The 25630-nt window shown below is 66.7% G+C and carries 25 protein-coding genes and 1 tRNA gene; 19 read left to right on the top strand and 7 right to left on the bottom strand.

Annotated features, from left to right (window positions below; genetic code table 11):
- Positions 1–31: 31 nt before the first annotated feature.
- From hisI to tatC, 7 genes are all read left to right on the top strand, one after another.
- The gene (gene hisI, locus C4F17_RS13190) at positions 32–421 is read left to right on the top strand and encodes a phosphoribosyl-AMP cyclohydrolase (protein ID WP_081266437.1); all 390 of its coding nucleotides are present in this window, start codon (positions 32–34) and stop codon (positions 419–421) included.
- Complete coding sequence (locus C4F17_RS13185) at positions 418–822, top strand: phosphoribosyl-ATP diphosphatase (protein WP_106935534.1); 405 nt, start codon at positions 418–420, stop codon at positions 820–822. Before hisI ends, C4F17_RS13185 begins: the two co-directional genes overlap by 4 nt.
- Entirely contained in the window at positions 819–1190 is a 372-nt protein-coding gene (locus C4F17_RS13180; RefSeq protein WP_081266435.1) for a DUF4870 family protein, read from the top strand. The genes C4F17_RS13185 and C4F17_RS13180 overlap by 4 nt, the downstream gene beginning before the upstream one ends.
- A 2-nt stretch (positions 1191–1192) precedes the next feature.
- Positions 1193–1552 (top strand): histidine triad nucleotide-binding protein, encoded by a 360-nt coding sequence (locus C4F17_RS13175; RefSeq protein ID WP_081266434.1) that lies wholly within the window; start codon positions 1193–1195, stop codon positions 1550–1552.
- Positions 1553–1617: 65 nt separating this feature from the next.
- Positions 1618–1863 (top strand): Sec-independent protein translocase subunit TatA, encoded by a 246-nt coding sequence (tatA, locus tag C4F17_RS13170; protein ID WP_106935533.1) that lies wholly within the window; start codon positions 1618–1620, stop codon positions 1861–1863.
- 13 nt (positions 1864–1876) lie between these two features.
- Entirely contained in the window at positions 1877–2347 is a 471-nt protein-coding gene (gene tatB / locus C4F17_RS13165; protein WP_106935532.1) for a Sec-independent protein translocase protein TatB, read from the top strand.
- A gap of 66 nt (positions 2348–2413) precedes the next feature.
- On the top strand, positions 2414–3226 hold the full coding sequence (tatC, locus tag C4F17_RS13160) for a twin-arginine translocase subunit TatC (RefSeq protein WP_081266431.1): 813 nt from the start codon (positions 2414–2416) through the stop codon (positions 3224–3226).
- Between the two features lie 135 nt (positions 3227–3361).
- On the opposite strand, the gene C4F17_RS13155 is transcribed toward tatC, so the two are convergent.
- Positions 3362–4516, bottom strand: coding sequence for a S1C family serine protease (locus C4F17_RS13155; RefSeq protein ID WP_081266430.1), 1155 nt, complete (start codon positions 4514–4516; stop codon positions 3362–3364).
- A gap of 296 nt (positions 4517–4812) precedes the next feature.
- On the opposite strand from C4F17_RS13155, the gene C4F17_RS13150 reads away from it, so the two are divergent.
- Genes C4F17_RS13150 through pdxA form a run of 3 tightly spaced genes read left to right on the top strand, consistent with a single transcriptional unit; the run spans position 4813 to position 7981 of the window.
- Positions 4813–6165 carry an MFS transporter gene (locus tag C4F17_RS13150; RefSeq protein WP_106935531.1) on the top strand — a complete coding sequence of 451 codons (1353 nt, stop codon included), beginning with the start codon at positions 4813–4815 and terminating at the stop codon, positions 6163–6165.
- Positions 6162–6935 carry a Nif3-like dinuclear metal center hexameric protein gene (locus C4F17_RS13145; RefSeq protein WP_081266428.1) on the top strand — a complete coding sequence of 258 codons (774 nt, stop codon included), beginning with the start codon at positions 6162–6164 and terminating at the stop codon, positions 6933–6935. Before C4F17_RS13150 ends, C4F17_RS13145 begins: the two co-directional genes overlap by 4 nt.
- A gap of 5 nt (positions 6936–6940) precedes the next feature.
- Positions 6941–7981 (top strand): 4-hydroxythreonine-4-phosphate dehydrogenase PdxA, encoded by a 1041-nt coding sequence (gene pdxA, locus C4F17_RS13140; protein ID WP_106937540.1) that lies wholly within the window; start codon positions 6941–6943, stop codon positions 7979–7981.
- On the opposite strand, the gene mscL is transcribed toward pdxA, so the two are convergent.
- From mscL to C4F17_RS13125, 3 genes are all read right to left on the bottom strand, one after another.
- The gene (gene mscL, locus C4F17_RS13135) at positions 7968–8399 is read right to left on the bottom strand and encodes a large conductance mechanosensitive channel protein MscL (RefSeq protein WP_081266427.1); all 432 of its coding nucleotides are present in this window, start codon (positions 8397–8399) and stop codon (positions 7968–7970) included. The two genes, pdxA and mscL, sit on opposite strands and share 14 nt — an antisense overlap.
- A 59-nt stretch (positions 8400–8458) precedes the next feature.
- Positions 8459–10948, bottom strand: coding sequence for a tetratricopeptide repeat protein (locus C4F17_RS13130; protein WP_106935530.1), 2490 nt, complete (start codon positions 10946–10948; stop codon positions 8459–8461).
- Between the two features lie 155 nt (positions 10949–11103).
- Positions 11104–13212, bottom strand: coding sequence for a beta strand repeat-containing protein (locus C4F17_RS13125; protein WP_234382805.1), 2109 nt, complete (start codon positions 13210–13212; stop codon positions 11104–11106).
- Between the two features lie 669 nt (positions 13213–13881).
- On the opposite strand from C4F17_RS13125, the gene C4F17_RS13120 reads away from it, so the two are divergent.
- The 7 genes from C4F17_RS13120 (at position 13882) to C4F17_RS13090 (ending at position 19295) form a co-directional block, all read left to right on the top strand.
- On the top strand, positions 13882–14637 hold the full coding sequence (locus tag C4F17_RS13120) for a response regulator transcription factor (protein WP_234382803.1): 756 nt from the start codon (positions 13882–13884) through the stop codon (positions 14635–14637).
- A 190-nt stretch (positions 14638–14827) separates the two neighbouring features.
- Entirely contained in the window at positions 14828–15445 is a 618-nt protein-coding gene (gene petA, locus C4F17_RS13115) for a ubiquinol-cytochrome c reductase iron-sulfur subunit (protein ID WP_081266423.1), read from the top strand.
- A 14-nt stretch (positions 15446–15459) separates the two neighbouring features.
- The gene (locus C4F17_RS13110) at positions 15460–16896 is read left to right on the top strand and encodes a cytochrome b (protein WP_106935527.1); all 1437 of its coding nucleotides are present in this window, start codon (positions 15460–15462) and stop codon (positions 16894–16896) included.
- Positions 16897–16929: 33 nt separating this feature from the next.
- On the top strand, positions 16930–17706 hold the full coding sequence (locus tag C4F17_RS13105) for a cytochrome c1 (protein WP_106935526.1): 777 nt from the start codon (positions 16930–16932) through the stop codon (positions 17704–17706).
- Positions 17707–17804: 98 nt separating this feature from the next.
- On the top strand, positions 17805–18416 hold the full coding sequence (locus C4F17_RS13100) for a glutathione S-transferase N-terminal domain-containing protein (protein ID WP_081266420.1): 612 nt from the start codon (positions 17805–17807) through the stop codon (positions 18414–18416).
- A gap of 157 nt (positions 18417–18573) precedes the next feature.
- Entirely contained in the window at positions 18574–19155 is a 582-nt protein-coding gene (locus C4F17_RS13095; protein ID WP_081266419.1) for a ClpXP protease specificity-enhancing factor, read from the top strand.
- Positions 19156–19219: 64 nt separating this feature from the next.
- Positions 19220–19295: transfer RNA gene (locus C4F17_RS13090), tRNA-Thr, on the top strand.
- Between the two features lie 38 nt (positions 19296–19333).
- Here C4F17_RS13090 and C4F17_RS13085 read toward each other — a convergent pair.
- The 3 genes from C4F17_RS13085 to C4F17_RS13075 all read right to left on the bottom strand — a co-directional run bounded on the left by C4F17_RS13085 (position 19334) and on the right by C4F17_RS13075 (position 23460).
- Positions 19334–20503, bottom strand: a complete 1170-nt coding sequence (locus C4F17_RS13085; RefSeq protein ID WP_106935525.1) for a GGDEF domain-containing protein — start codon at positions 20501–20503, stop codon at positions 19334–19336.
- A 174-nt stretch (positions 20504–20677) separates the two neighbouring features.
- Positions 20678–22495: a single-stranded-DNA-specific exonuclease RecJ gene (gene recJ / locus C4F17_RS13080; RefSeq protein WP_106935524.1), complete on the bottom strand. Its 1818-nt coding sequence runs from the start codon at positions 22493–22495 to the stop codon at positions 20678–20680.
- Complete coding sequence (locus C4F17_RS13075) at positions 22492–23460, bottom strand: hypothetical protein (RefSeq protein WP_106935523.1); 969 nt, start codon at positions 23458–23460, stop codon at positions 22492–22494. The genes recJ and C4F17_RS13075 overlap by 4 nt, the downstream gene beginning before the upstream one ends.
- Before the next feature lie 143 nt (positions 23461–23603).
- Between C4F17_RS13075 and C4F17_RS13070 the strand changes: the two genes are divergently transcribed.
- Both C4F17_RS13070 and lolD read left to right on the top strand, forming a co-directional pair.
- Positions 23604–24860, top strand: a complete 1257-nt coding sequence (locus C4F17_RS13070) for a lipoprotein-releasing ABC transporter permease subunit (RefSeq protein WP_081266415.1) — start codon at positions 23604–23606, stop codon at positions 24858–24860.
- Complete coding sequence (gene lolD, locus C4F17_RS13065) at positions 24853–25614, top strand: lipoprotein-releasing ABC transporter ATP-binding protein LolD (protein ID WP_234382801.1); 762 nt, start codon at positions 24853–24855, stop codon at positions 25612–25614. The genes C4F17_RS13070 and lolD overlap by 8 nt, the downstream gene beginning before the upstream one ends.
- The last annotated feature ends 16 nt before the right edge of the window (positions 25615–25630 follow it).

Genomic DNA, 25630 nt, shown 5'->3' with positions numbered 1-25630 from the left:
AGGGTCTTTTTCTATCCCCGACAATATCTCCATGAATTGGCTCGATGAAGTGAAGTGGGACGCGAACGGCCTGGTGCCGGTCATCGCGCAGGAACAGGGCAGCAACGACGTCCTGATGTTCGCGTGGATGAACCGCGAAGCGCTCGAAAAGACCGCCGAACTGGGCCGCGCGGTGTATTTCAGCCGTTCGCGCAACAAGCTGTGGTTCAAGGGCGAGGAATCGGGCCATGTGCAGACCGTGCACGAGATCCGTCTCGACTGCGACAACGACGTGGTGCTGCTCAAGGTCACGCAGCTCGGCCACGAGCCCGGCATCGCCTGCCACACCGGCCGCCACAGCTGCTTCTTCAGCAAGTACGAAAACGGCAACTGGACCGTGGTCGAACCCGTATTGAAAGACCCGGAGTCGATCTACAAATGACGGCCACCGTAAACAACGACAACACCTCCGACGCCCTGGCCCGGCTGGCCGCCGTCATCGAGACGCGCCTTCCCGCCCGCGGCGGCGACCCCGAGAAAAGCTACGTCGCGCGCCTGCTGCACAAGGGCCCCGACGCCTTCCTCAAGAAGATCGGCGAGGAAGCCACCGAGGTCGTGATGGCCGCCAAGGACGCCGACCATGGCGGCGATCGCTCGAAAATAGTGAACGAAGTGGCCGACCTTTGGTTCCACACCATGGTGGCGCTGGCGCACTACGGTTTTTCGCCGGCCGACGTGGTCGCGGAGCTGGAGCGCCGCGAGGGAACCAGCGGCATCGAGGAAAAAGCCCTGCGCAAGGTGCAGCAGCGCAGCATCGAAGAAAAAGGCGGGGTCTCCGAATGAACGACATCACGACCATCGACGACTTCTCCTCGGGCAAGACGCCCGAGCAGCTCGAGAGCCTGCGCCAGATCACGCTGGCGGTCTACGTGCTGTATGCGCTGTCGTGGTTCACCGGCGGCCTGACGGGCATCGTGGGCATCGTGCTGAACTACATCAAGCGCGAGGACGCCGCGGGAACGCTCTACCAGAGCCATTTCACCTGGCAGATCCGCACCTTCTGGTGGGGGCTGTGCTGGTCCATCCTGGGGTTCATCACCATCTGGATCCTGGTCGGTTTCCCCATCCTCTTCGCCACCGCCGTGTGGATGATCTATCGGCTGGTCAAGGGCTGGCTGAACTGGAGCGAACGCAAGCCCATGGCTGTCTGAACATGTCACACGATCCCAACTGCATCTTCTGCAAAATCATCGAGGGCAAGATTCCCTCGCGCAAGGTCTACGAAGACGAAGACCTGTTCGGCTTCCACGACATCGCGCCCTGGGCGCCGGTGCACTTCATGCTGGTGCCCAAGAAGCACATCGCCTCCATGGCCCAGCTGACGCCCGACGACGCTGCCCTCATGGGCAAGATCATGACCCTGGCACCCAGGCTGGCGCTGGAGCAGGGCTGCAAGCCCTATCCGGAAGGCGGCTTCCGGGTCGTGGTCAACACGGGCGCCGAGGGTGGGCAGGAAGTTCACCATCTCCATGTCCATGTCATGGGCGGTCCCCGGCCATGGCTTCGCGGCTGAGCGGCATTAAGCCAAACTGTCACATTACGCCCGACTAAAATCGGACACATTCTTAGGAGTCTTCCATGGGTTCTTTTTCCATCTGGCACTGGCTGATCGTGCTGCTCGTCGTGGTCATGATCTTCGGCACCAAGAAGCTGCGGAACATGGGTTCCGACCTTGGTGGCGCCGTCAAGGGCTTCAAGGACGGCATGAAGGACGGCAGCTCGTCCGATGCCGCCGCCCCGTCGGCCCCGGCCCAGCAAGTGACCGGCCAGCCGGCCAACGGCGACAAGTCGACGATCGACGTCGAAGCGCGCCAGAAGTCCTGAGCACGGTCCGCACGTGCTCGACCTCGGCATTGAGAAGCTGGCGCTGATCGGCGTCGTGGCGCTGATCGTCATCGGCCCGGAGAAGCTGCCGCGCGTGGCCCGCACCGTCGGCACCTTGCTCGGCAAGGCGCAGCGCTACGTCAACGACGTCAAGGCCGAAGTCAACCGCTCGATGGAGCTCGACGAACTGCGCAAGATGAAGACCACCGTGGAGGATGCGGCGCGCGACGTCGAGCACAGCATCCACACCGGTGCGAGCGACTTCGAAAAGCAGTTCTCCGGATCGGGCGAAACCCTCTCGGCGCTGGCCGAACCCGAGCCGCCACCGCCGCCGGAGTACAAGCACCCGCGCAAGAACTGGCGCCTGAAGCAGGGTGCCATGCCGCAGTGGTACAAGGCGCGCAACGGCGTGCGCACCAAGGCGCTGTCGGGCGCGGCGCGCGTTGCGCGCTTCCGTCCGCACACGATCAACAAGATCAACTAGCGCATCCACAACACCGCGTTCTGAGCGCGCCGCACGCCGGCCGACGTCACGCTATCTTCTTTTCCAATGGCCGATTCCGACAACAAGAACATAGACAAAGAAGACGAGCTGGCGGGCACCGAGCAGCCGTTCGTGGCGCATCTGGTCGAGCTTCGCGACCGCCTGCTCTACTGTGTCTACGGGCTCGTGGTCGCCGGCATCCTGCTGGCCATCTGGCCGGGTCCCGGCGGGCTGATCGACCTGATCGCCATGCCGATCAAGGCCCACATGCCGCACGACGCGAAGCTCATCGCCATCGGCGTGTTCTCGCCGTTCTTCGTACCGCTCAAGGTGCTGATGATGGCGGCCGTGCTGCTGGCGCTGCCCTGGCTCATGTACCAGGCGTGGATGTTCGTGGCGCCGGGCCTCTACAGCCACGAAAAGAAGTTCGCGCTGCCGCTGATCTTCTTCGGCAGCCTGCTGGCCTACGCCGGCATCGCCTTCGTGCAGCTCTTCGTGCTGGACAAGATGTTCAGCTTCATCCAGCGCTTCGCGCCCGCGGCGGTGCAGGCCACTCCCGACATTTCCTCCTACGTGGAGGCTATTCTTTCGCTCTACATCGCGTTCGGCGTCGCCTTCCAGGTGCCGATCGTCGTGATGCTGCTGGTGCGCTTCGAGATGGTCACCATCGAGAAGCTTAAGTCCTTCCGCGGCTACTTCATCGTGGTGGCCTTCGTGGTGGCCGCGGTGCTTACGCCGCCCGACGTGGTGTCGCAGCTGGCCCTGGCGGTGCCCATGTGCCTGCTGTACGAAGTCGGCATCATCGGCGCCAAGTATTTCGCCAGCAGCGGCAAGAAGCAGGAAGACGAAGAAAGCGCCGACTCCGCGTCATCCAGCTGATTCCCTGAATGGGATCGCCGCAGGCGATCCCAAAGCCCGGAACACCGAGGAACCGGCTCAGCCGGGCCTCAGGTGTTGCCCCCGGTAGGGGGGAGGCGAAGCGGACACGAAGTGCCGCGCAGCCTGGGGGCGAGCCTATTCATTTGGCACTTGCCGCACCGGGCTCTTCGGCCGCAGGCCCGGCGTCACGTCCAGTTCCATCTTGTCGCTGCCGCGCTGCAGCGCGAAGCGCGAGGTACTGCCCGGCTTGAGGCCGGCCACCGCGGTCAGCAGCGCCTGCACGTTATCCGTCTTCTTTTCGCCCACCGAAGTGATCACGTCGCCCGGGCGGATGCCGGCCTTGGCCGCGGGGCCGTTCTGCAGCACGCCGGTAATGATCACGCCCGAGTCGGCCTTCACGCCGAAGGTCTCGGCCAGTTCGGGCGAGAGGTCGCTCGGCTCCACGCCGATCCAGCCGCGGCGCACCTGGCCTTCCTTGACGATGCCCTCGAGCACGATCTTGGCCATCGACACCGGAATCGCGAAGCCGATGCCCATGCTGCCGCCCGAGCGCGAGTAGATCGCCGTATTGATGCCCTGCAGGTTGCCGTTCACGTCGATCAGCGCGCCGCCCGAGTTGCCGGGGTTGATGGCCGCGTCGGTCTGGATGAAGTTCTCGAAATTGTTGATGCCGAGCTGGTTGCGGCCCAGCGCCGAGACGATGCCGCTGGTCACGGTCTGGCCCACGCCGAAGGGGTTGCCGATGGCCAGCACCTGGTCGCCCACCTGCAGTGCGTCGGAGTCGCCCAGCACGATCACCGGCAGCTTGTCGAGCTCGATCTTCAGCACGGCCAGGTCGGTGTCGGGGTCGGTGCCGATCACCTTGCCGCGCGCGTGGCGGCTGTCGTTGAGCGTCACCTCGATCTCGTCGGCGCCTTCGACCACGTGGTTGTTGGTGAGGATGTAGCCGTCGGTGCTGACGATCACGCCGCTGCCCAGGCCCACCTGGGGCTGGTCGTCCTGGTCGCCGAAGAAGAAGCGGAACCACGGATCGTTGCTGCGCGGATGGCGCTGGGCCGCCTTGCTGGTGTTGATGCTCACCACCGCCGGCGACGCCTTCTTGGCCGGCGCGGCCAGGCTGCCGGGCGCTGCGATGGCGGCGCTGCCCGTGGGCGCCTGCACGACCGACACCACGCCGCCCAGCGAGGTCGAGCGCTTGTTGAGCCATTCGGGCTTGAGCGTCGCGACGACGAAGTACGCCGCGAGCAGGACGGTCACGGCTTGGGCAAAAAGCAGCCAGGTACGTTTCATGAAGACTTGATGGAAAGACGTTCGAAGAGCGCCATTCCAGGCGCGGCACTGCCTGCGATTGTCCCTCAACGGCACGGCCCATAAACCGCGCCGGGCGGTCGAGATTGGGGCCAGCGGGCTGCGGGAATCCGGGATAACCCTTAGCATCCCGCGTCGGTTCCGATCCGGACCGTGTTTTCCAGGCCTCCCGCGCTGCCCACCCGGCGGATGCGGCCAGGCGTTTCGTCGGCGCGCCGCCTCCCGTTCCCACCCGGTCTTGAGGACCGGTGCGCGCAGCAACGATTTCTCCGTCAGCCATGACCCCAGAAGCAACCCTCCCGGACGGCGCGCAGCCGGCGCCGGCCCGCACGCTCGACTCGAGCGACTACAAGACCCTGGCCCTGTCCGCCCTCGGCGGCACGCTGGAGTTCTACGACTTCGTCATCTACGTCTTCTTCGCCACCGTGCTGGGGGCGCTGTTCTTCCCGGTGGACATGCCCGACTGGCTGCGGCAGCTGCAGACCTTCGGCATCTTCGCGGCCGGCTATCTGGCGCGCCCGGTGGGCGGCATCGTCATTGCGCATTTCGGCGACATCTTCGGCCGCAAGCGCATGTTCACGCTGTCGATCTTCCTGATGGCGGCGCCCACGCTGGTGATCGGCCTGCTGCCGACCTACGCGAGCATCGGCGTGGCGGCGCCGCTGCTGCTGTTGCTGATGCGCGTGCTGCAGGGCGCGGCCATCGGCGGCGAAATGCCGGGCGCCTGGGTGTTCGTGGGCGAGCATGTGCCGGCCAGGCGCTACGGCTTCGGCATCGGCATGCTGACCTCGGGCATCACCGGCGGCATCCTGCTGGGCTCGCTGATCGCGGTGGCCATCAACCGCCACTACTCGCCCGACCAGGTGAGCGACTTCGCCTGGCGCATTCCGTTTGTCCTGGGCGGGGTGTTCGGGCTGGTGTCGGTATACCTGCGCCGCTTCCTGCACGAGACGCCGGTGTTCAAGGAACTGGCCGGCCGCCGCAGCGTGGCGCGCGAACTGCCGCTGCGCACGGTGCTGCGCGAGCACCGGCTGGCCTGCGTCTACGTGGCGCTGCTGACCTGGGTGCTGTCGGCCGCCATCGTGGTGGTGGTGCTCTACACGCCCACCTACCTGCAGAAGGTGCACCACATCCCGGCCGCGTTGTCGCTCGAAGCCAATGCGCTCGCCACGCTGACCCTGACGCTGGGCTGCATGCTCGCGGGCTGGGCCAGCGACCGCGTCGGCACCCGCACGGTGATGCTCGTCGGCTGGGGCGGCCTGTTCGCCACGGCCTATCTGTTCTACACGGGCCTGCCCGGCACGCCGGCCACGCTGTTCTGGCACTACGGGCTGGTCGGCCTGTTCGTGGGCACCATCGCCACGGTGCCGATCGCGGGCGTGCGTGCATTTCCGGCGCCGGTGCGGTTCACCGGCCTTTCGTTCGCCTACAACATGTCCTATGCGGTGTTCGGCGGGCTCACGCCGGTGATCCTCACGCTCTGGCTGCAGCACGACACCATGGCGCCGGCGCACTACGTCGCGGTGCTGGCGGCGCTGGGCTTCCTGCTCGCGTTCCTGCCGCTTGCCGTGCGCGGCCATGCCATGCGCGACGGCGCGGCGCCCGCGGGGCGCGCGACAATGTCGCGATGAGCACCACCCGTCACGAACTGCTTCACGCATTCGACCTGCTGCTCGCCCCCGGGCGCTTCAAGGATTACGGACCCAACGGCCTGCAGGTCGAGGGGCGCACCGTGGTCCGCAAGATCGTCTCGGGCGTGACTGCCAGCCGCGCGCTGATCGAAGCCGCCATCCGCGCCGAAGCCGACGCCATCTTCGTCCACCACGGCCTGTTCTGGCGCGGCCAGAGCGGCTGCGTCACCGGCTGGATGAAGCAGCGGCTGAGTCTGCTGCTCGGCCACGACATCAACCTGTTCGCCTACCACCTGCCGCTCGATGCGCACCCGGAGCTGGGCAACAACGCGCAGCTCGGCCTGCAATTGGGGCTCGTCGCGCATCCCGGCGCCACCGGGCGCTTCGGCGAACAGGAGCTGGGTTTCCTGGGCACGCGCGAAAACGCAGAGGGCTTTGCCGATGCCAAGGCGCTCGCGGCCCATGTGGAGGGCGTGCTGAAGCGGCCCGTCACGCTGCTCGATACGGCGCAGCGTCCCATCAAGACCGTCGCCTGGTGCACGGGCGGCGCCCAGGGCTACTTCGAGGCGGCCATCGCGGCCGGTGCCGACGCCTTCATCACCGGAGAGATCTCCGAGCCGCAGGCCCACTACGCGCGCGAGATGGGCGTGGCCTTCCTGGCCTGCGGGCACCACGCCACCGAGAGATACGGTGCGCAGGCGGTGGCCGGGCACGTGGCCGCGCAACTCGGGCTGGTGCACGAGTTCATCGACATCGACAACCCGGCATGAGCGCAGTGAACGGCCCCATCGCCATCACCCTGGGCGACCCCGCGGGCATCGGCCCGGAGATCATTGCCAAGGCGTTTCGCGAGGCACCCGATGCCACGCGCGGCACTTTCGTCGCGGGCGACGTTGGCACGATGCGCCAGGCCTCGCAGGCGCTGGCAGCACCGGGCGAGCCGGCTTGGCCGGTGCTCGAGATCGGCTCGGTCGCCGAGGCGGCCGCCGTGCCGCCGCGCTGCATTCCGGTGCTGCAGGTGATTGCGCCGCCTTCGGGCATCGAGATCGGCCGGGTCAGCGCCGAGGCCGGGCGCGTGGCGGGCGAATGCGTGGTGTGGGCCGCGCGGGCGGCGTTGCGTGGCGAGGTTGCCGCCATCGTGACCGCGCCGCTGCACAAGGAGGCGCTGTCCGCCGCCGGCTTTCCGTATCCCGGCCATACCGAGCTGCTGCAGGCCGAGGCCGCCGCGCACCTGGGCCGCACCGTGGCCGACGTGCCGGTGCGCATGATGCTGGCCAACGACGAGCTGCGCACCGTGCTCGTCAGCATCCACGTGTCGCTGCGACAGGCCATCGAGGCCGTCCGCTTCGAGGGCGTGCTCGAAACGCTGCGCATCACGCACCGGGCGCTGACGCATGCGCTGGGCCGCGTGCCGCGCATCGGCGTGGCGGGCCTCAATCCGCATGCGGGCGAAGGCGGGCTGTTCGGTTCGGAGGAGCGCGAGGTCATCGTGCCGGCCATCGACGCCGCGCGCGCCGAAGGCATCGACGCCCACGGGCCCTATGCGCCCGACACCGTGTTCATGCGCGCGCGCGCCAAGGGCGGCGTGCCGTCCAGCGGCGAATTCGACGTGGTGATTGCGATGTACCACGACCAGGGCCTGATCCCGGTCAAGTACCTGGGCGTGGAGAAGGGCGTGAACGTGACGCTCGGGCTGCCGCTGGTGCGCACCAGCCCCGATCACGGCACCGCGTTCGACATCGCGGGCACGGGGCAGGCCGATGCGTCCAGCCTCATCGAGGCATTGCGCATGGCCCGAGCCCTCAGGGGCGTTTAAGGCTGTCGCGGATCTCGCGCAGCAGAATCACGTCTTCAGGGGTTGCGGGCGCGGCGGCCGGTGCCGGCTCTTCGCTGCGCTTCAGGCGATTGATCTGCTTGACCATCATGAAGATGATGAAGGCCAGGATCACGAAGTTGACCGCGATGGTGATGAAGTTGCCATAGGCCAGCACGGGAACGCCGGCTTTCTTCAGGTCGGCCAGCGTGTTCGCCACGCCGGCCGGCGCGGTGCCCAGCACCACGTAGAGGTTGGAGAAGTCGAGCTTCCCGAACACCAGGCCCACCAGCGGCATGATGATGTCGGCCACGAGCGAATCGACGATCTTGCCGAACGCGCCGCCGATGATCACGCCGACCGCGAGGTCGATCACGTTGCCCTTGACGGCAAATTCCTTGAATTCACTGAGGATGCTCATGATTCAAAAGGCTGCTGGAGCTCTGCTGTTGAAGGAGAGCCGAGTATGCCCGCGATTGCTCACTTCTCCAGCGGGCGCGGCGCAACGTCGACGTGCGCGGCAGGCAGCCCTTCACGGTTGCGCGCGGCAATCTGCCTGAAGCCGTCCTCGAGGTGCCGCACGAAGCGCGGCGTGTCGAAATAGCCGTGCCGCGCTTCCTTGGCCACCGCCAGCCGCGCACGCAGCACCGCGAGTTCGTCGGGGTGCGTGGCGTAGTGGACCGCCTTGTCCACGTATTCCGCATGGTTCGTGGCCACCAGCTCCGGCAGGCCGATGGCGCCCAGCAGGCTGCCTGCCATGCGCGACACCATCGTCGAGCCCGTGAGCGCCAGCAGCGGCACGCCCGACCACAGCACGTCGTTCGCGGTGGCGCCGCTGCTGTAGGGGAAGGTGTCGATGAACAGGTCGGCCAGGCCGATGCGCGCCAGGTGCTGGTCGACCGGCATGCGCGGCGACACGATCAGGCGCTCGGCCGCGAGGCCGGCCTTGTCCCAGTGCGCGCGCAAGTTCTGCTCGAAGCCGTTCGGCCCCTGCGCGAGCCAGAGCACCGAGCCCGGGATGCCCTGCACGATGCGAACCCACGCGTCGAAGGTCTCGGGCTGGATCTTGAAGGACTGCGAGAAATTGCACAGCACGAATGCGTCTTCCGGCAGGCCATGGGCCGCGCGCGTGGCCTTGTGCGGATTGACGGGCCGCTTCGTGTCGATCACCTGGAAGGTCTCGGGCAGGCGCAGCAGCTTCTCGGTGTAGCAGTCTTCCGTGCCTTGCGGCGAAAGAAAGTTGTCCGACACCAGGTAGTCGTAGTTGGTCGAGCCGCTGGTGCCCATGTAGCCGAGCCACATGAGCTGGGCGGGGGCCGTGTGGTAGGCCATGACCTGCGGCTTGGCGCCGCGCGTGTCGCCCGAGAGGTCGATCAGGATGTCGATCTCGTCCTCGCGGATGCGCTCGGCCATCTGCTGGATCGACTGGCCGTGCATGTCGACGAAATGCTCCGCCGACGCCGCGATGCGCGCGCGCGCCGGGTGGCCGTCGTCGGGGCCGTAGGAGTACACGAAGATCTCGAAATCCTTGCGGTCGTGCAGCCCGTAGAGCTCGGCCGTCAGGTGCGCCACCGGGTGGTTGCGGAAGTCGAAGGAGTAGTAGCCCACGCGGATGCGCGGCGACGTGCGGCGCGCGCCGGCGTCGGCGAAGGGCTTGATGGCCGAGGCCTTCTGGGCCACCGTGGCGGAGCGCCGGGTCCAGTGCATCAGCCGGCGGGCGTCGTCGTAGTTCGACATCAGGATGAAGGACGACACCGCCTGGTCGTTGGCCGGGTTGTCCAGGTGCGAGGCAATGCGCGCGCGCAGTTCGGGCACGCCGTCCCAGTGTGCGATGTGCGCCTTTTCTCCGAGCATCCATACCATGGCGGGCATGAAGGCCGGGTCGTCACGCAGGCATTGCTCGAACTCGGCGATCGCCGCCTCCGACTGGCCGGCCATCACGTATGTCACGCCGAGGTTGCAACGTGCGAGCACCTGGCGCGGGTGCGCCTCCAGCGCCTTCCTGAGCACTTCGATGGCCTTGTCGTAGTCGCCGAGGCGGAAGTTCACCGTGCCCAGGTTGTTCAGCAGCAGTTCGTTCTCGGGCAGGCTTTCGAGCGCCAGCTTGTAGAGCTCGGCCGATTCGTCGAAGCGCATCGACGCGCCTTCCAGCGTGCCACAAACGCCATACAGCGCCGCGATGCCCTCGGGGTCCGACAGCACCTTGTGCCGGTCTTCGGCGGACCAGTTGCGCATGGCGTGCTGCATCGGCGCAATGGCTTCGTCGGCGCGGCCGCCGTCGAGCAGCGCCCTGGCCAGCAGGTACGACGCCTCGAAGTCCAGCGGGTCGGCGGCGGCCTGTGCGAGCGAATCCAGCGCGCCCGACCAGTCTTTTTGATGCGCGCGGATCTTGCCGATGTTCTTGTGCGCGGTGGTGTATTTCGGGTCGAGCTTCAGCGCCTGCATGAACTGCCCGAGCGCCTCGTCGAAGCGGTTCTGCTCCATGTCGATCGCGCCGGCGTTGTTCCATGCGGCAGGCGCCAGCGGTGCGAGCCGCGTGGCCTGCGACGCGGCGTCCCGCGCCTGGCGGAACTTCTTCTGCTGGCGATAGACCGCCGACAGGTTCACGTAGGCCTCGGGGTAGTGGGGCAGCGCCTTGATCGCGCGGCTCAGGTCCTGTTGCGCCTCGGCCAGCAGGCCCAGGTGCATGAAGATGGTTGCGCGCGTGTTGAAGTAGAACGGGTGTTGCGACTGCGCGATGGCGCGGTTCACGTAGTTCAGTGCCAGCCGGGGGCGGCCCTGGCGGTAGAGCGCCTCGCCCGTGAGGTGCAGCGCGTCGGCATGTCCCGGCACGCGGGCGAGCAGGTCGTCATAGACCTGGAGGGCTTCAGCGAAACGGCCTGTGCGATGCAGCGTCAGGCCCTGCTCCAGGAGGCGGCCGGCATCTTCCGCGGACAGGGTGGGAGAAGGGGCGAGTGCAGATGAGTTCATGAGGCCGTGGAAGGAACGGGTCAGGAGGTCAGCCGGGACGCGCCGACCTCGATGCAGATGCGAAAAAGCCGGCTCCCCAGTATAGGGGCCGGCTTTCTTTCTTCATGGCTGGCGCGGGGGAAGCGGACGCCATGCCGCTGCCGCGCCAGGCGCGCTTACCAGGACCAGGAAGCGCCCACGCCGCCGCCGATCTTGCCGCTCTGGCCGGTGCCGACGTTCACCTTGATCTGCGACGACTCGCCGAGGCGGAAGCTGACCGCCGCAGCGATGGCCGAGCGACCGTCGTAGGAGCCGACGCCGACCCCCACGCCGAACTGCTTGCCGGCCTCCAGCGCTGGCACCGAGGCCGCCGCCAAGGCGATCGCGGCACCGGTGCTGCCGGTCTTGCGCGCGTCCTGCGTCTCGGCCCTCACCTGGTTCAGCTGTTGCATGTTCGCCGCATCCGTGGGCAGGATGCCGGGCGCCACGTTCTGCACGCGGCCGTTCGCGACCACGCCGTTGCCCGCCGTGACCGTGCCGCCGGCCGTCACGTTGCCCGTCACGTTGACCGTGCCCGCGTTCAACGTCGTGACGTTGCCCGTCACCGCGTTGATCGTGGTGATGTTGCCGGTCTGCGTGTTGAGCACCGTGATGTTGCCGTTGGCCGCGGTGATCGTCTGGAAGTTGCCGTTGGTGGCGTTGACCGTGCCCGCATTCACCGTGCTTGCGTTCACCGTCGTGGCGCTCATCGAGTTGGCGGTCAGTGCGTTGACGGTGGCGCTGGCAGCCGACAGGTTGGTCGTGCTGACGTTGGTGGCGTTCAACGTGTTGATCGTGCCGTTGCTGGCCGTGAGGTTCACCGTGCCCACGCTGGTTGCGTGCACGGTGCCGGCGGTGATGCTGGCGGAGCTGAGCGTGTTGATGGTGCCGTTGCTGGCCGTGAGGTTGGTGGTGCCGACGCTGGTCGCGTTGACGGTACCGGCGGTGATGCTGGCGGAGCTGAGCGTGTTGATGGTGCCGTTGCTGGCCGTGAGGTTCACTGTGCCGACGCTGGTTGCGTTGACGGTACCGGCAGTGATGCTGGTGGAGCTGAGCGTGTTGATGGTGCCGTTGCTGGCCGTGAGGTTCACTGTGCCCACGCTGGTTGCGTTGACGGTACCGGCAGTGATGCTGGTGGAACTCAGGGTGTTGATCGTGCCGTTGCTGGCAGTCAGGTCAACGGTGCCAACGCTGGTGGCGCTGACGGTGCCGGCGGTGATGCTGGCGGAACTGAGCGTGTTGATGGTGCCGTTGCTGGCAGTCAGGTCGACGGTACCAACGCTGGTGGCGTTGACGGTGCCGGCGGTGATGCTGGCCGAGCTGAGCGTGTTGATGGTGCCGTTGCTGGCAGTCAGGTCGACGGTGCCAACGCTGGTGGCGCTGACGGTGCCGGCGGTGATGCTGGCGGAACTGAGCGTGTTGATGGTGCCGTTGCTGGCAGTCAGGTCGACGGTACCAACGCTGGTGGCGTTGACGGTGCCGGCGGTGATGCTGGCCGAGCTGAGCGTGTTGATGGTGCCGTTGCTGGCAGTCAGGTCGACGGTGCCAACGCTGGCGGCGTTGACGGTACCAGCGGTGATGCTTGCGGAACTCAGCGTATTGATGGTGCCGTTGCTCGCGGTCAGATCGGCTGTGCCGACGCTGGTGGCGTTGACGGTACCAGCGGTGATGCTGGCAGAGCTCAGCGTGTTGATGGTGCCGTTGCTTGCTGTCAGGTCGACAGCGCTGACGCTGGTGGCGTTGACGGTACCAGCGGTGATGCTTGCGGAGCTCAACGTGTTGATGGTGCCGTTGCTTGCGGTCAGGTCGACAGCGCTGACGCTGGTGGCGTTGGCGGTTCCAGCGGTGATGCTCGCGGAGCTCAGCGTGTTGATGGTGCCGTTGCTTGCGGTCAGGTCGACAGCGCTGACGCTGGTGGCGTTGACGGTACCGGCGGTGATGCTGGTGGAACTCAGCGTGCTGATGGTACCGGTGCTTGCAGTGACGCTACCCGCACTGACACTGCCTGCGGAGACGGTGCCAGCAGTAATGCTGCCAGCGCTCAGCGTAGGCGTGGTGATGCCGGCTCCGGCGCTCAGTACGCCGCTGTTGTTGCTGGTGATATTGAGGAGGCCGTTGCCCGGCGGGTCGACAACCACGGATGCGTTGCCGATCGTGACCTGAGCATGCGCCACAGGCAACGTCATCACATAACCAGCCCCCACCAGCACGGACGCAAGAAGGCGGCTGACACCTGCTTTGCGCATGATGGATGAGGAGCGAACAGCAGAGCGCTTGGATGTAGTCATTTGGACCTTTTTTCCTTGATGTATCGATGGCAACTTCCGGCCTTCCACTGCGCTTGGCGCGTGAAAGCAGGGGCGGGTTTCATTGCGTTACCCGGTGCAACCGATGCTAGGAATCGAGGTACTTGCTGAACATCACCGGGATCCGTAGTTCTGCGGTCCCGCGAGCGCTGCGATGCGTGTTCGAAAAAAAGTGGCGATGCCCGCAAAGCCAGTGCCCATGCGGCTTCGCGGGCATCACATAAATCCGTGGGCAATGCGCCGACATGCGAAGTCGAGCGTGTTTCGTGTTGCGCGGTGCTACGTAACGCGCGCTCAAAACGCCACGTAACAACTGCGTGAAAACGGCCTTTTCGAGGCCCTCCCAGGACCGCGTTCGACGACCTGTCCGCGCCATTTTTTCCAATGAAATCAAAGTACTACAGGCAGTGGCATGCCTGTTCGCACGGTGCTGTCCCGCGCAGGCATCGTTCCTGCGACATCTGAAACGAAAGACAACATTTCGAAGCTACCCGTGGGTAGCAATCAGCCAGAGGGATGTCGCGTGGTCAATCTGTTTTCGAGCTTTGCCAATGCATACATGGACACGGTTTTCCGTGTCGCCAGGGGAGTGCGGTCATGGAAATGAATATGAGTGTCCGTAGCCAGTCCGTGCGGCCGCTGTCTTCGGTCGCGCAGATGTATGGCGGTGTCTTCCATGCGGCGTTGATCGTGGCCGACGATCTCGCCGTCGCCGATCGCATGCGGCGCATCCTGGCCGAGCTCGCGCCGCGCCGCCGCATCGTGGTGGCGTCGAGCCGCGCCGAAGCCTGCAACCTGCTGGCTGCTCTTCCTTATGACCTCGCGCTGGTCGACATGCGGCTGCCATCGAAGGACGGCATCTCGCTGCTGCACCATGTGCGCCAGAACTACCCGGGCATCGAAAGCGTAGGCATGTCGGACACCGACGATCAGGAACTGGTGGGCGCCGCCATTGCCGCGGGCGCCATCGGCTATCTGCTGACCGAGGTGGACGACATCGAACTCGCATACCTGCTGCGTTCGGTGGAACGCGGCGGCGCGCCGATGGACTCGCGCATTGCAAGGCGCATCCTGGGTTCGATCGCCGCGTCCGCCAAGGCGCGCACGATCGAGCCGATCCGCGTGCAGGAGCAGCGGGAAGAGGCGCCAGCGGCCGAGAAGCTGCCGCGCGCCTTGCTGTCGCCGAGGGAACTGAAGGTGCTGCGGCTGATCGCACAGGGCTGGAGCAATCGCCAGATCGCCGATGCGGTCTACCTGTCGGTCAACACCATCGAGTTTCATGCCAAGAGCATCTATCGCAAGCTGTCCGTGAAGTCCCGAACCCAGGCGGTTCATGAAGCGATGCAGCACGGGCTGCTGAACTGACGACAGCATCGGCGACGGCACTCGTCGCCATTCGGCGCACCACCTCGAACGGGCCTCTGTGCTCGCCGGCAGGCGGGCAGGGGGTAATACGCCCGTTGAATTCTCCCCCAGCGCCCCGCTACAATCTCCGGTTGACCCTGTTCAAGCCAAGGGTTGGCCCTGCTCCAGCGAAGAAGACAAGAGGATCCCCATGAGTGACATGACCTCCGGCTCGCCCCGGATCGACACAGGCAAACGTACCTGGCTGATCGCGTCCAGTTGTGCCGGCGTGGTGGGTGGCGTGGCAACCGCCATACCCTTTGTGAGCACTTTCCAGCCTTCGGAGAAGGCAAAAGCCGCCGGCGCAGCGGTAGAGGTCGACATCGCGGGCCTCAAGGTCGGCGAGAAGATCACCGTCGAGTGGCGAGGCAAGCCGGTCTGGATCCTCAAGCGCACCCCCGAGCAGGTCGCGGAACTCCCCAAGCTGGACGGGCAGCTCGCCGACCCCCTTTCCAAGCGCCACCCCGACGAATTCACCCCCAAGTACGCACAGAACGAGCACCGTTCGATCAAGCCCGAAGTGCTGGTCGTGGTCGGCATCTGCACGCACCTGGGCTGCTCCCCGAGCGACCGCTTCCAGGCCGGCCCGCAGCCCTCGCTGCCCGCCGACTGGGAAGGCGGCTTCCTCTGCCCCTGCCACGGTTCCACTTTCGACCTGGCCGGCCGAGTCTTCAAGAACAAGCCCGCGCCCGACAACCTGCCGGTGCCGCCGCACATGTACCTGTCGGACACCAAGCTCCTGATCGGTGAAGACTCCAAGAAGGCCTGAGGCGGAAGAAGAACATGGCTGAATTCCACGAGATTTCCCCCAACGCACCAACCGGCGAGAAGCTGCTGAACTGGGTCGACAACCGGTTCCCGCTCAGCAAGCTCTGGAACGACCAGTGGGGCAAGTACTACGCGCCGAAGAACTTCAACTTCTGGTACATCTTCGGCTCGCTGGCCATGCTGGTGCTGGTGATCCAGATCGTCACCGGCATCTTCCTCGTGATGCACTACAAGCCCGACGCGGCCCAGGCGTTCGCATCGGTCGAGTACATCATGCGCGACGTGCCGTGGGGCTGGCTCATCCGCTACATCCACTCGACGGGCGCCTCGGCGTTCTTCATCGTGGTGTACCTGCACATGTTCCGCGGCCTCATGTACGGCAGCTACCGCAAGCCGCGCGAGCTGATCTGGGTGTTCGGCTGCGCGATCTTCCTGTGCCTGATGGCCGAAGCATTCATGGGCTACCTGCTGCCCTGGGGCCAGATGTCCTACTGGGGCGCCCAGGTGATCGTGAACCTGTTCGCCGCCATCCCGTTCATCGGCCCCGACCTGGCCCTGCTGATCCGCGGCGACTACGTGGTGAGCGACGCCACGCTGAACCGCTTCTTCAGCTTCCACGTGATCGCCGTGCCGCTGGTGCTGCTGGGCCTCGTGGTGGCCCACTTGATCGCGCTGCACGAAGTGGGTTCGAACAACCCCGACGGCATCGAGATCAAGGCCAAGCGCGGCCCTGACGGCCATCCGCTCGACGGCATTCCGTCGCACCCGTACTACACGGTGCACGACATCTTCGGCGTGGTGGTGTTCCTCACGATCTTCTCGGCCGTGATCTTCTTCGCGCCCGAAGCCGGCGGGTACTTCCTCGAGTACAACAACTTCATTCCGGCCGATTCGCTGAAGACGCCGAACCACATCGCGCCGGTGTGGTACTTCACGCCGTTCTATTCGATGCTGCGCGCAACCACCGACGATATGGTCAACGTGTTCTCGCTGATCATCGCCGCGGGCGCCATCCTGAACTTCGTCAAGGGCAAGTCGGGCACGGCCTTCAAGGTGGCGCTCGTCGTGGTGGCCGCCGTGGTCATCTTCCTGCTCAAGTCCTTCGACGCCAAGTTCTGGGGCGTGGTCGTGATGGGCGGCTCCGTCATCATCCTGTTCTTCCTGCCGTGGCTGGACCACAGCGAAGTCAGGTCGATCCGCTACCGTCCGAGCTGGCACAAGTATGTGTACGGCGCCTTCGTCTTCTTCTTCCTGATCCTCGGCTACCTGGGCATCCAGCCGCCGGGCGTCTGGGGCAACCTGGTCATCGGGTCGTTCGCGCTCGACATTGCGCAGACCGTCTCGCAGATCGGCACGCTGGTCTACTTCGGCTTCTTCCTGCTGATGCCGTGGTGGAGCCGCAAGGGCGAGTTCAAGACCGTGCCCGAGCGCGTGGTCTTCGCCGCCCATTGAGACATGCTGCCCAAGAGAGCTGAGAGAAACACGATGAAGAAGAAAAGCATTTCCGGCTGGCTCGCGGTCCTGGGTCTGGCGCTGGGCCTGACCTTCTCCGCTGCCGCGTCGGCCGAGTCCGAAGGCATCGCCTGGGACAAGGCCAACACCAAGACCAACGACATGGCCGCGCTGCAGAACGGCGCCAAGCTGTTCGTCAACTACTGCCTGAACTGCCACTCGGCAGCGTTCATGCGCTACAACCGCCTGCAGGACATCGGCATCACCGAGCAGCAGATCAAGGACAACCTTCTGTTCACGACCGACAAGGTCGGCGAGACCATGAAGGCGAACATCGATCCGCGACAGGCCAAGGAATGGTTCGGCACCACGCCGCCCGACCTCACGCTCGTCGCACGTTCGCGCGCCGGCCACGGCGGCACGGGTGCCGATTACCTCTACACGTATCTGCGCACCTACTACCGCGACGACACCAAAGCCACCGGCTGGAACAATCTTGCGTTCCCCAGCGTCGCCATGCCGAACCCCCTGTGGGAGCTGCAAGGCGAACGCCGCCCGGTCTACACCAAGGTCGAACAGCACGGCCACGAAACCGAAGTGTTCAAGGGCTGGGAGCAAGTCACTCCCGGCACCCTGACACCCGTGCAGTACGACAATGCCGTCGGCGACCTGGTGAGTTACCTGCAATGGATGGCCGAACCGGCACAGAACACCCGCATCCGCATCGGCGTGTGGGTGCTGCTGTTCCTGGCCATGTCGGTGGTTTTTGTGTGGCGACTGAACGCCTCGTACTGGAAAGACGTCAAGTAGTTCCGTCCACGCCGACCGAGCGCCACCCAAGGCGCCCGGTCCCACAGAGTGGGTTGCCAACGCGACCCACTCTTTTTGATTTTTAGGAGTCTCTCGCCATGATGGTCTTGTATTCAGGAACGACCTGCCCCTTTTCCCACCGCTGCCGCTTCGTGTTGTTCGAAAAGGGCATGGACTTCGAGATTCGCGACGTCGATCTCTACAACAAGCCCGAAGACATCAGCGTGATGAACCCGTACGGCCAGGTGCCGATCCTGGTCGAGCGCGACCTGATCCTGTACGAGTCGAACATCATCAACGAGTACATCGACGAGCGCTTCCCGCATCCGCAGCTGATGCCCGGCGACCCGGTCGACCGCGCCCGCGTGCGCCTGTTCCTGCTCAATTTCGAGAAGGAACTGTTCGTGCACGTGTCGACGCTCGAGAACCGCACCGCCAAGGGCAACGACAAGGCGCTCGAAAAGGCCCGCTCGCACATCCGCGACCGCCTGACGCAGCTGGCCCCCGTGTTCCTCAAGAACAAGTACATGCTGGGCGACAACTTCTCGATGCTCGACGTGGCCATCGCGCCGCTGCTGTGGCGCCTCGACTACTACGGCATCGACCTGAGCAAGAACGCCGCGCCGCTCTTGAAGTACGCCGAGCGCATCTTCTCGCGTCCGGCCTACATCGAAGCACTGACGCCGTCTGAAAAGGTCATGCGAAAGTAATTAAGATCGCCCCCAGGCTTCGCGCACTTCGTGTCGCTTCGCCAACCCCCGCCCGGGGGCAACACCTGCGGCCCGGCAGAGCCGGTTCCGCGGTGTTCCGCGAAGAGACAGTGGCCAATCCGGGGCCGCGATTTCGCGATTGCACGGTACCAATTTCATGATCAACGCGCTCGAGTCGTCTTCCACCCGCCCGTACCTCATCCGGGCGCTTTATGAATGGTGCACCGACAACGGGTTCACCCCCTACGTCGCTGTGCAGGTCGACGACACCGTCCAGGTTCCGCGCGAGTACGTGAAGAACGGCGAGATCGTGCTCAACATCAGCTTCGACGCGACCAGCTCGCTCAAGCTGGGCAACGACTTCATCGAGTTCAAGGCCCGTTTCGCGGGCAGTGCGCGTGAGATCAGCGTGCCCGTAGGGCGCGTGATCGCCATCTACGCGCGTGAGAACGGGCAGGGCATGGCGTTTCCCGCGCCGGTGCCGGCCGCTTCCGCGTCGGACGGCGGCAACAGCCACCACGCCGATGCGCCGGCGCCTTCGCCGCAAGGCCCCGCGCGCATGCCGCTGCGCGATGCCTCGCGCGGCACCGAGGGCGACGCCGGCAAGATCGTCCACCTGGTGACGGGCGACGATGCCGACGAAACGGTCGACGCCGGCCCCGCGACCGATCCCGCCGACGAGCCGCCGCGCCCGCCGGCCGGTGGCGGATCCAGGCCGTCGCTGAAACGCATCAAGTGATTCGGCCGGCCGGCCGGACCATGCCGGCCACGCCACTAGAATCACGCACTGAAGAAATTCACCAGCCGCTTTAGCTCAATTGGTAGAGCACCCGCCTTGTAAGCGGAAGGTCGTCAGTTCGATTCCGACAAGCGGCACCATTCGAAACCCCTGGCTCATCCGTGAGCCAGGGGTTTTTTCATGCGCCGCGCGCGGGGCCGCCCGAATGCTCTCCCGCGAACGCATAGGCCGGGCCCATGCGTTGGCGCTTGCAGCGTTGCAGCGCCTCGCCCGCCGAAGCCATCAGGCTGGCGAACGTATCGCCATCGGCGGGGTGGCAGGCGATGCCCATGTTCAGCTCGCCGCCCGCCAGCAGCCGGCCTTCGTAAGTGACCGGCGTCGCGCCGGCGGTCTCGATGCGGATCGCCATTTCGGCGAGCTTCTGGCGCGTCGGGCTGCCGGCCAGCAGCAATGCGAATTCGTCGTCGCCCAGGCGCGCCACCATGTCGTCGGCGCGCACCTGCTGGCGCAGCCGCTGCGCGATGGCCGTGAGCACCGCGTCGCTGCCCGCGCGGCCGTGCCGCTCGGTCACGCGGCTGAAGCCGTTCAGGCCGACCAGCATCAGCGAGAACGGCCGGCCGTCGCGCAGCCATTCGTCGCCACGGCTTTCAAAGCCGGCGCGGCTGGTGGCACCGGTGAGGGCGTCGGTGCCCATGGCGCCCATCAGCGCGTGCGTGCGTGCCTCCAGCGCCTTTTCGGAACGCAGCACATGCCGCAGGCGCACGCCGACGGCCAGGGCGAGCATCACGAGCTCCGCGATCGCCGCGGCTTGCGCCATGTTCGGCCGCCCGGGGGGCCAGGGCGTCTCGCTCCAGCTCGGCAGGCGGGTCACGGAGATGCCCGCCAGCAACATCAGGGCGCCGATGCAGAAGAGCAGCGCGGGCCAGCGCAGGCCGCGCAGCGAGAAAAGCGCACCGGCCACCAGGACCACCGTGGCGGCGACCACCAGCCCCTGCACGGCGCGCAGCGTCCACGCGAGCTGTGTCTCGACCGCGGCATACAGCAAGGTCAGCACCAGCGCGATGCCGACCCCCTGCGCGACCCGGTCCAGCCGGGGCGCGAAGTGCCGCAGCCGCAGCAGCTGCCGAGCGAATTGCAGCCGGAAGATCGCCCAGAGTGCCAGCGCAGCCGCCGCCCAGTGCGCGAGCGGATCGTTCGGCGCCAGGCTGTTCATTCCGGCGAAGCCGAGCAGCGCGAAGCCGCAGGCCAGCACGTAGTAGCCGTGGATCAGCGTGCCGAACACTAGCAGCAACACGAGGCCGCATGCCATCAGGCCGCCCAGCAGGCCATGGCTCACGCCGTCGGTCACGAGCGACGGCCTTTCATGAAGGCAGGGCTGGGGCGGGGCAGGAGCGGCATCCGGGCAGATCGGGGCAAAAAACGCCGAGGACAGTAAGGTAACCGATCGTATCCGCGAGACCGCGCCACACCATGCACCGCGTCTCACAAATTGCCGCGCAGCGGCTTGCCTGACGTTTTTCCGCTAGAACTCCGCGCCTTCCACCAGGAAGCGCAGCCGGCGCACGCCCTGCCATTCGTCCGCGTCGAGCCGGAACGCCAGCTTGACCCTGGGCGGCAGCGGCTCGGTGTGGCTGAACCAGATGGCGTCGATCGGCTGGCCCTGGTGCCTGAGCTTGAGCGACAGGTGCTTCTCGCCCACCAGCCGCTGCGACACCACCTCGACCTCCTCGCTGAAGGTGGGCGGCGCGAAGCCCTGGCCCCAGACCTCGCGGTGCAGCGTGTCGACGAGATCGATGCGCATGTACTCGCGCGCGATCGGCCCGTCGGTCTCGATCTGCCGGGTGAGCGCGGCGTCGGCCAGCAGCTCCCGGGCGACCTGTGCGAAGCCTTTTTCGAAAGTCTCGAAGTGCTCGCGCGCCACCGTGCAGCCGGCCGCCATCGCGTGGCCGCCGAAGCGCAGCAGCACGCCCGGATGGCGCTTGGCCACGAGGTCGAGCGCGTCGCGCAGGTGGAAGCCCGGGATCGAGCGGCCCGAGCCCTTGAGCTCCTGCTCCTTGCCCGGCGCGCCGCTCGCGGCGAAGACGAAGGTTGGGCGGTGGAAGCGGTCCTTGATGCGCGAGGCCACGATGCCCACCACGCCTTCGTGGAAGGCCGCGTCGAACACGCTGATGGCCGGCGGCGGCGCCGCGATGCCCTCGCCGTCGGCGCCGGTGGAAAACAGCGACTCGGCCAGCAGCAGTGCCTGGTCGCGCATGCCGCCTTCGATGTCGCGCCGCTCGCGGTTGATGCCGTCGAGCATGCGCGCGAGCTCCTCGGCGCGGCCGGCGTCGTCGGTCAGCAGGCATTCGATGCCCAGCGTCATGTCGGCCAGCCGGCCGGCCGCGTTGATGCGCGGGCCCAGCGCGAAACCGAAGTCGAAGGTGGTGGCCGCAGAAGCATTGCGGCCCGCCGCCTTGAACAGCGCGGCCACGCCGGCGGGCATTGCGCCGGCGCGGATGCGGCGCAGGCCCTGCGCCACGAGGCGGCGGTTGTTGGCGTCGAGCTTCACCACGTCGGCCACGGTGCCGAGCGCGACCAGCGGCAGCAGCGCATCGAGCTTGGGCTGGGGTTTGCCTGCCCCCCGGCTTGCCATTTCATGTGCTTCGCCACCCCCCGAGGGGGAGGCTGGCCCGCCTTGGGGCGGCCCGGCGGCGGGCGCAGGCGTGTCGAACACGCCGCGCCTGCGCAGCTCGGAGCGCAGCGCCAGCAGCACGTAGAACATCACGCCGACGCCCGCGATGCTCTTGCTCTCGAACTCGCAGCCGGGCTGGTTCGGGTTGACCAGCACGTCGGCCAGGGGAAGCTCCGGGCCCGGCAGGTGGTGGTCGGTCACCAGCACCTGCAGGCCGCGCGCCTTGGCGGCGGCCACGCCTTCGACGCTGGCGATGCCGTTGTCGACGGTGATCAGCATGTCGGCGCCGCTCGCGGCCACGCGCTCGGCGATGGGCGGCGTGAGTCCGTAGCCGTCGACCACGCGGTCGGGCACGAGGTAGCTCACGTTTTTGGCGCCCAGCAGGCGCAGGCCGCGCACGCCGACCGCGCAGGCGGTGGCGCCGTCGCAGTCGTAGTCGGCCACGATGCACAGGCGCTTGTCCTGCGCGATGGCGTTGGCCAGCAGCACGGCGGCTTGTTGCGTGCCGCGCAGGGTGTCCGGCGGCAGCAGTCGGGCGAGGCCGTCGTCGAGTTCGTCCTTGGCGCGCACGCCGCGCGCTGCGAACAGGCGGGCCAGCAGCGGGTGCACGCCGGCCTGCTCCAGCGCCCAGACGGTGCGCGGAGGGATCTCGCGGTCGACGATCTTCACAGCGACTCCAGCACTTCGGCCGCGCGCTTGCGGTCGAACAGGCTCCTGGCCCAGCGGCTCAGGCCGCGCTGCTGCACGGTGTAGCGCTGTGCCGCGCGGTCGCCGCACAGGGTGAGCGACACATCGGCGCCGCGCGTGTAGTCGGCCAGCAGCGAGGCGATGTCGCCCGCGTCCAGCGCCTGCCAGGCGGCGGCCCAGCCGACGCCGTCGTCGCGGATGGCGGCGACGCGCAGGGCTTCGCACACGGTGGTTTCGCAGGCGGCGCTCGGCAGGGGCTGCGCCGCCAGCGCGCCGGTGCCGCTGAGCCAGAACGAATTGATGGGCGGCACGCCGCGCGCGGCGCGGTCGTCGTTCACGCGCTGGGTGTAGAGCAGCATCTGCATTTCGTTCTGCAGGCGGCGCAGCGGCCGGGCAGCCTCGGCCAGCGGCGACCACTGCGAGATGGGCCAGCCCACGGCACGGTCGATGGAGGCGGTGGCCAGTCCGTCGAAGATGCGCGCACGCGCCAGCCAGCGGCCGGGCACGGGCGAGGGGTGCAGCGCGATGCCGTCTTCCTCGAAGAAGGGGCGGGCGGCTTCGAGCAGCGTGGCCGATTCGCCGGCGTCGATCTCGATGACGGACGGGTCGCCCAGCACCACGTCGTCGATGCCGACTTGCCAGTTGCACAGCGTGACCACGCCCCAGCCCTCGGTGTCGCTGGCGGCGGCGATGCCCAGGCGCCGGGCCTCAAGCGCGGCCCAGGGAATGCAGCCGTCGTCCGCAGTGATGCCCAACTCCCGCGCGAGAGCGCGTTCGTGCGGTGGTGAGCGCGTGCTTTCGTCCTGCGTGTCGGTGTCCGCGAGGGTCAGGCGCAGCAGCAGGGTCTCGAGATTGGGGAGCCGCAACGTGGGCAGCGCCGCGCGGCATGCCGGGGAACCGCGGCCGGCAAAGGGGATCAACAGGTGACGTGGGAAGGTTTCGGCCATCTCCCTATTGTCCGGGAAGCCCTGAGGTTGTCCGGAATGCCACAATTCCGACGTATGACCTACCCCCTCGCTCATCACTTCGTGTATTCGCTGCCCCCCGAGGGCGGGCCAATTTCCCTTGAGGCGGCTCGGCGGAAAATTTGATGCGATTCCCCTATGAACTGCAGCTAGGCTGGCGCTACACGCGCGCAGGCCGGGCGACGCGGCGCAACGGCTTCATCTCCTTCATCTCCGGTGTATCGATGCTCGGCATCGCGCTGGGCGTGGCGGCGCTGATCATTGTGCTCAGTGTGATGAACGGCTTCCAGAAGGAGGTGCGCGACCGCATGCTCGGCGTGGTGTCGCACATCGAGATCTTCTCGCGCGACGGACAGGCGCTGCCGCAGCTGGAAGAAATCATGGCTGCCGCGCGCAAGCATCCCGAGGTGATCGGCGCTGCGCCCTTCATCAACACGCAGGCGCTCATTGCCCGCGGCGAGGACATGAAGGGCACCGTGGTGCGCGGCATCGACCCCAGGCTCGAGCCCGAGGTGACCGACACCAACAGCATCGCCGCGCGCGGCACCTTCGACAAGCTGGTGCCGGGCGAATTCGGCATCGTGCTGGGCGCCGAGCTGGCGCGCTCGCTGTTCGTGCAGCCGGGCGACAAGGTCACGCTGGTGGCGCCGGGCGGCCAGGTCACGCCGGCTGGCGTGGTGCCGCGGCTGAAGCAGTTCACCGTGGTCGGTACCTTCGACTCCGGCCACTACGAATACGACTCCGCGCTCGCCATGGTCCACGAGCAGGACGCCGCCAAGGTATTCCGCCTCGAGGGGCCGACCGGCATCCGCCTGAAGCTCAAGGACCTGAACGAAGCGCGCGAAGTGGCCGACCAGCTGGCCGTGAGCCTGCCGGGCGAGTTCCTCATCCGCGACTGGACGCGCCAGAACAAGACATGGTTCGCGGCCGTGCAGGTCGAGAAACGCATGATGTTCATCATCCTCACGCTGATCGTGGCGGTGGCAGCCTTCAACCTGGTCTCCACGCTCGTGATGACCGTGACCGACAAGCGCGCCGACATCGCCATCCTGCGCACGCTGGGCAGCTCGCCGCGCAGCATCATGGGCATCTTCGTGGTGCAGGGCGCGATGGTGGGCGTGATCGGCACCGTGGCCGGTCTGCTGCTGGGGCTGGGCATCGCCTACAACATCGACGTGATCGTGCCGTTCCTGGAGCGGCTGTTCCATGCGAGCTTCCTGCCGAAGGACATCTACCTCATCAGCAAGATGCCGAGCGATCCGCAGCAAAGCGACATCGTGCCCATTGCGATCATTTCCCTGGTGCTGTCCTTCGTGGCCACCCTGTATCCGAGCTGGCGCGCCAGCCGCGTGAACCCGGCCGAGGCCCTGCGCTATGAGTGAAATGACCCCCACGCTCGGCACTGCCGTGTCCTCGCTGCCCCCCGAGGGGGCCGCCATCGGCTTGGGGCGGCCCGGCGCCAATGGTGTCGTATTGAAAGCCCGAGGCCTCACCAAGCGTTTCCACGAAGGCCGGCTGGACCTGACCGTGCTGCACGGCGTCGACCTCGACGTGCACGCCGGTGAAACCCTGGCCATCGTCGGCTCCTCGGGCTCCGGCAAGAGCACGCTGCTGCACCTGATGGGCGGGCTCGACGCGCCCACCTCGGGCAAGGTCGAACTGCTGGGCAAGGACATCGCCCATGCCGACGCGGCCGAACAGGGGCGGCTGCGCAACCAGCACCTGGGCTTCGTCTACCAGTTCCATCATCTGCTGCCCGAATTCAGCGCGCTCGACAACGTGGCGATGCCGCTGAAAATCCGGCGCGTGGAGCCCGCGACGGCGGCGGCTTCGGCGTCGAGGATTCTCGAGAGCGTGGGCCTGGGCCAGCGCCTGCACCACCGGCCGGCCGAGCTGTCGGGCGGCGAGCGCCAGCGCGTGGCGATCGCGCGCGCGCTGGTCACGCAGCCCGCCTGCGTGCTGGCCGACGAGCCCACCGGCAACCTCGACCGCAGCACGGCGGACACGGTGTTCGCGCTGATGCTCGACCTGGCGCACCGGCACGGCACGGCATTCGTGATGGTCACGCATGACCAGGAGCTGGCGAAGCGGTGTGACCGGGTGCTGCAGCTGGTGGCTGGGCGGCTGGCGGGCTGAAGAGGCTGTGCGGCCT

Origin of the sequence: Variovorax sp. PMC12 (genome assembly GCF_003019815.1) — a bacterium.
Lineage (GTDB): Bacteria > Pseudomonadota > Gammaproteobacteria > Burkholderiales > Burkholderiaceae_C > Variovorax.
Note: the sequence above shows the minus strand (reverse complement) of the source record. Positions and strands in the feature narration are given on the sequence as shown.

Bases quoted from the DNA above. Each gene is read 5' to 3' on its own strand.
- hisI (WP_081266437.1), top strand. From the start codon at position 32: ATGAATTGGCTCGATGAAGTGAAGTGGGACGCGAACGGCCTGGTGCCG.
- C4F17_RS13185 (WP_106935534.1), top strand. From the start codon at position 418: ATGACGGCCACCGTAAACAACGACAACACCTCCGACGCCCTGGCCCGG.
- C4F17_RS13180 (WP_081266435.1), top strand. From the start codon at position 819: ATGAACGACATCACGACCATCGACGACTTCTCCTCGGGCAAGACGCCC.
- C4F17_RS13175 (WP_081266434.1), top strand. From the start codon at position 1,193: ATGTCACACGATCCCAACTGCATCTTCTGCAAAATCATCGAGGGCAAG.
- tatA (WP_106935533.1), top strand. From the start codon at position 1,618: ATGGGTTCTTTTTCCATCTGGCACTGGCTGATCGTGCTGCTCGTCGTG.
- tatC (WP_081266431.1), top strand. From the start codon at position 2,414: ATGGCCGATTCCGACAACAAGAACATAGACAAAGAAGACGAGCTGGCG.
- C4F17_RS13155 (WP_081266430.1), bottom strand. From the start codon at position 4,516: ATGAAACGTACCTGGCTGCTTTTTGCCCAAGCCGTGACCGTCCTGCTC.
- C4F17_RS13150 (WP_106935531.1), top strand. From the start codon at position 4,813: ATGACCCCAGAAGCAACCCTCCCGGACGGCGCGCAGCCGGCGCCGGCC.
- C4F17_RS13145 (WP_081266428.1), top strand. From the start codon at position 6,162: ATGAGCACCACCCGTCACGAACTGCTTCACGCATTCGACCTGCTGCTC.
- mscL (WP_081266427.1), bottom strand. From the start codon at position 8,399: ATGAGCATCCTCAGTGAATTCAAGGAATTTGCCGTCAAGGGCAACGTG.
- C4F17_RS13130 (WP_106935530.1), bottom strand. From the start codon at position 10,948: ATGAACTCATCTGCACTCGCCCCTTCTCCCACCCTGTCCGCGGAAGAT.
- C4F17_RS13125 (WP_234382805.1), bottom strand. From the start codon at position 13,212: ATGCGCAAAGCAGGTGTCAGCCGCCTTCTTGCGTCCGTGCTGGTGGGG.
- C4F17_RS13120 (WP_234382803.1), top strand. From the start codon at position 13,882: ATGAGTGTCCGTAGCCAGTCCGTGCGGCCGCTGTCTTCGGTCGCGCAG.
- petA (WP_081266423.1), top strand. From the start codon at position 14,828: ATGAGTGACATGACCTCCGGCTCGCCCCGGATCGACACAGGCAAACGT.
- C4F17_RS13110 (WP_106935527.1), top strand. From the start codon at position 15,460: ATGGCTGAATTCCACGAGATTTCCCCCAACGCACCAACCGGCGAGAAG.
- C4F17_RS13105 (WP_106935526.1), top strand. From the start codon at position 16,930: ATGAAGAAGAAAAGCATTTCCGGCTGGCTCGCGGTCCTGGGTCTGGCG.
- C4F17_RS13100 (WP_081266420.1), top strand. From the start codon at position 17,805: ATGATGGTCTTGTATTCAGGAACGACCTGCCCCTTTTCCCACCGCTGC.
- C4F17_RS13095 (WP_081266419.1), top strand. From the start codon at position 18,574: ATGATCAACGCGCTCGAGTCGTCTTCCACCCGCCCGTACCTCATCCGG.
- C4F17_RS13075 (WP_106935523.1), bottom strand. From the start codon at position 23,460: ATGGCCGAAACCTTCCCACGTCACCTGTTGATCCCCTTTGCCGGCCGC.
- C4F17_RS13070 (WP_081266415.1), top strand. From the start codon at position 23,604: ATGCGATTCCCCTATGAACTGCAGCTAGGCTGGCGCTACACGCGCGCA.
- lolD (WP_234382801.1), top strand. From the start codon at position 24,853: ATGAGTGAAATGACCCCCACGCTCGGCACTGCCGTGTCCTCGCTGCCC.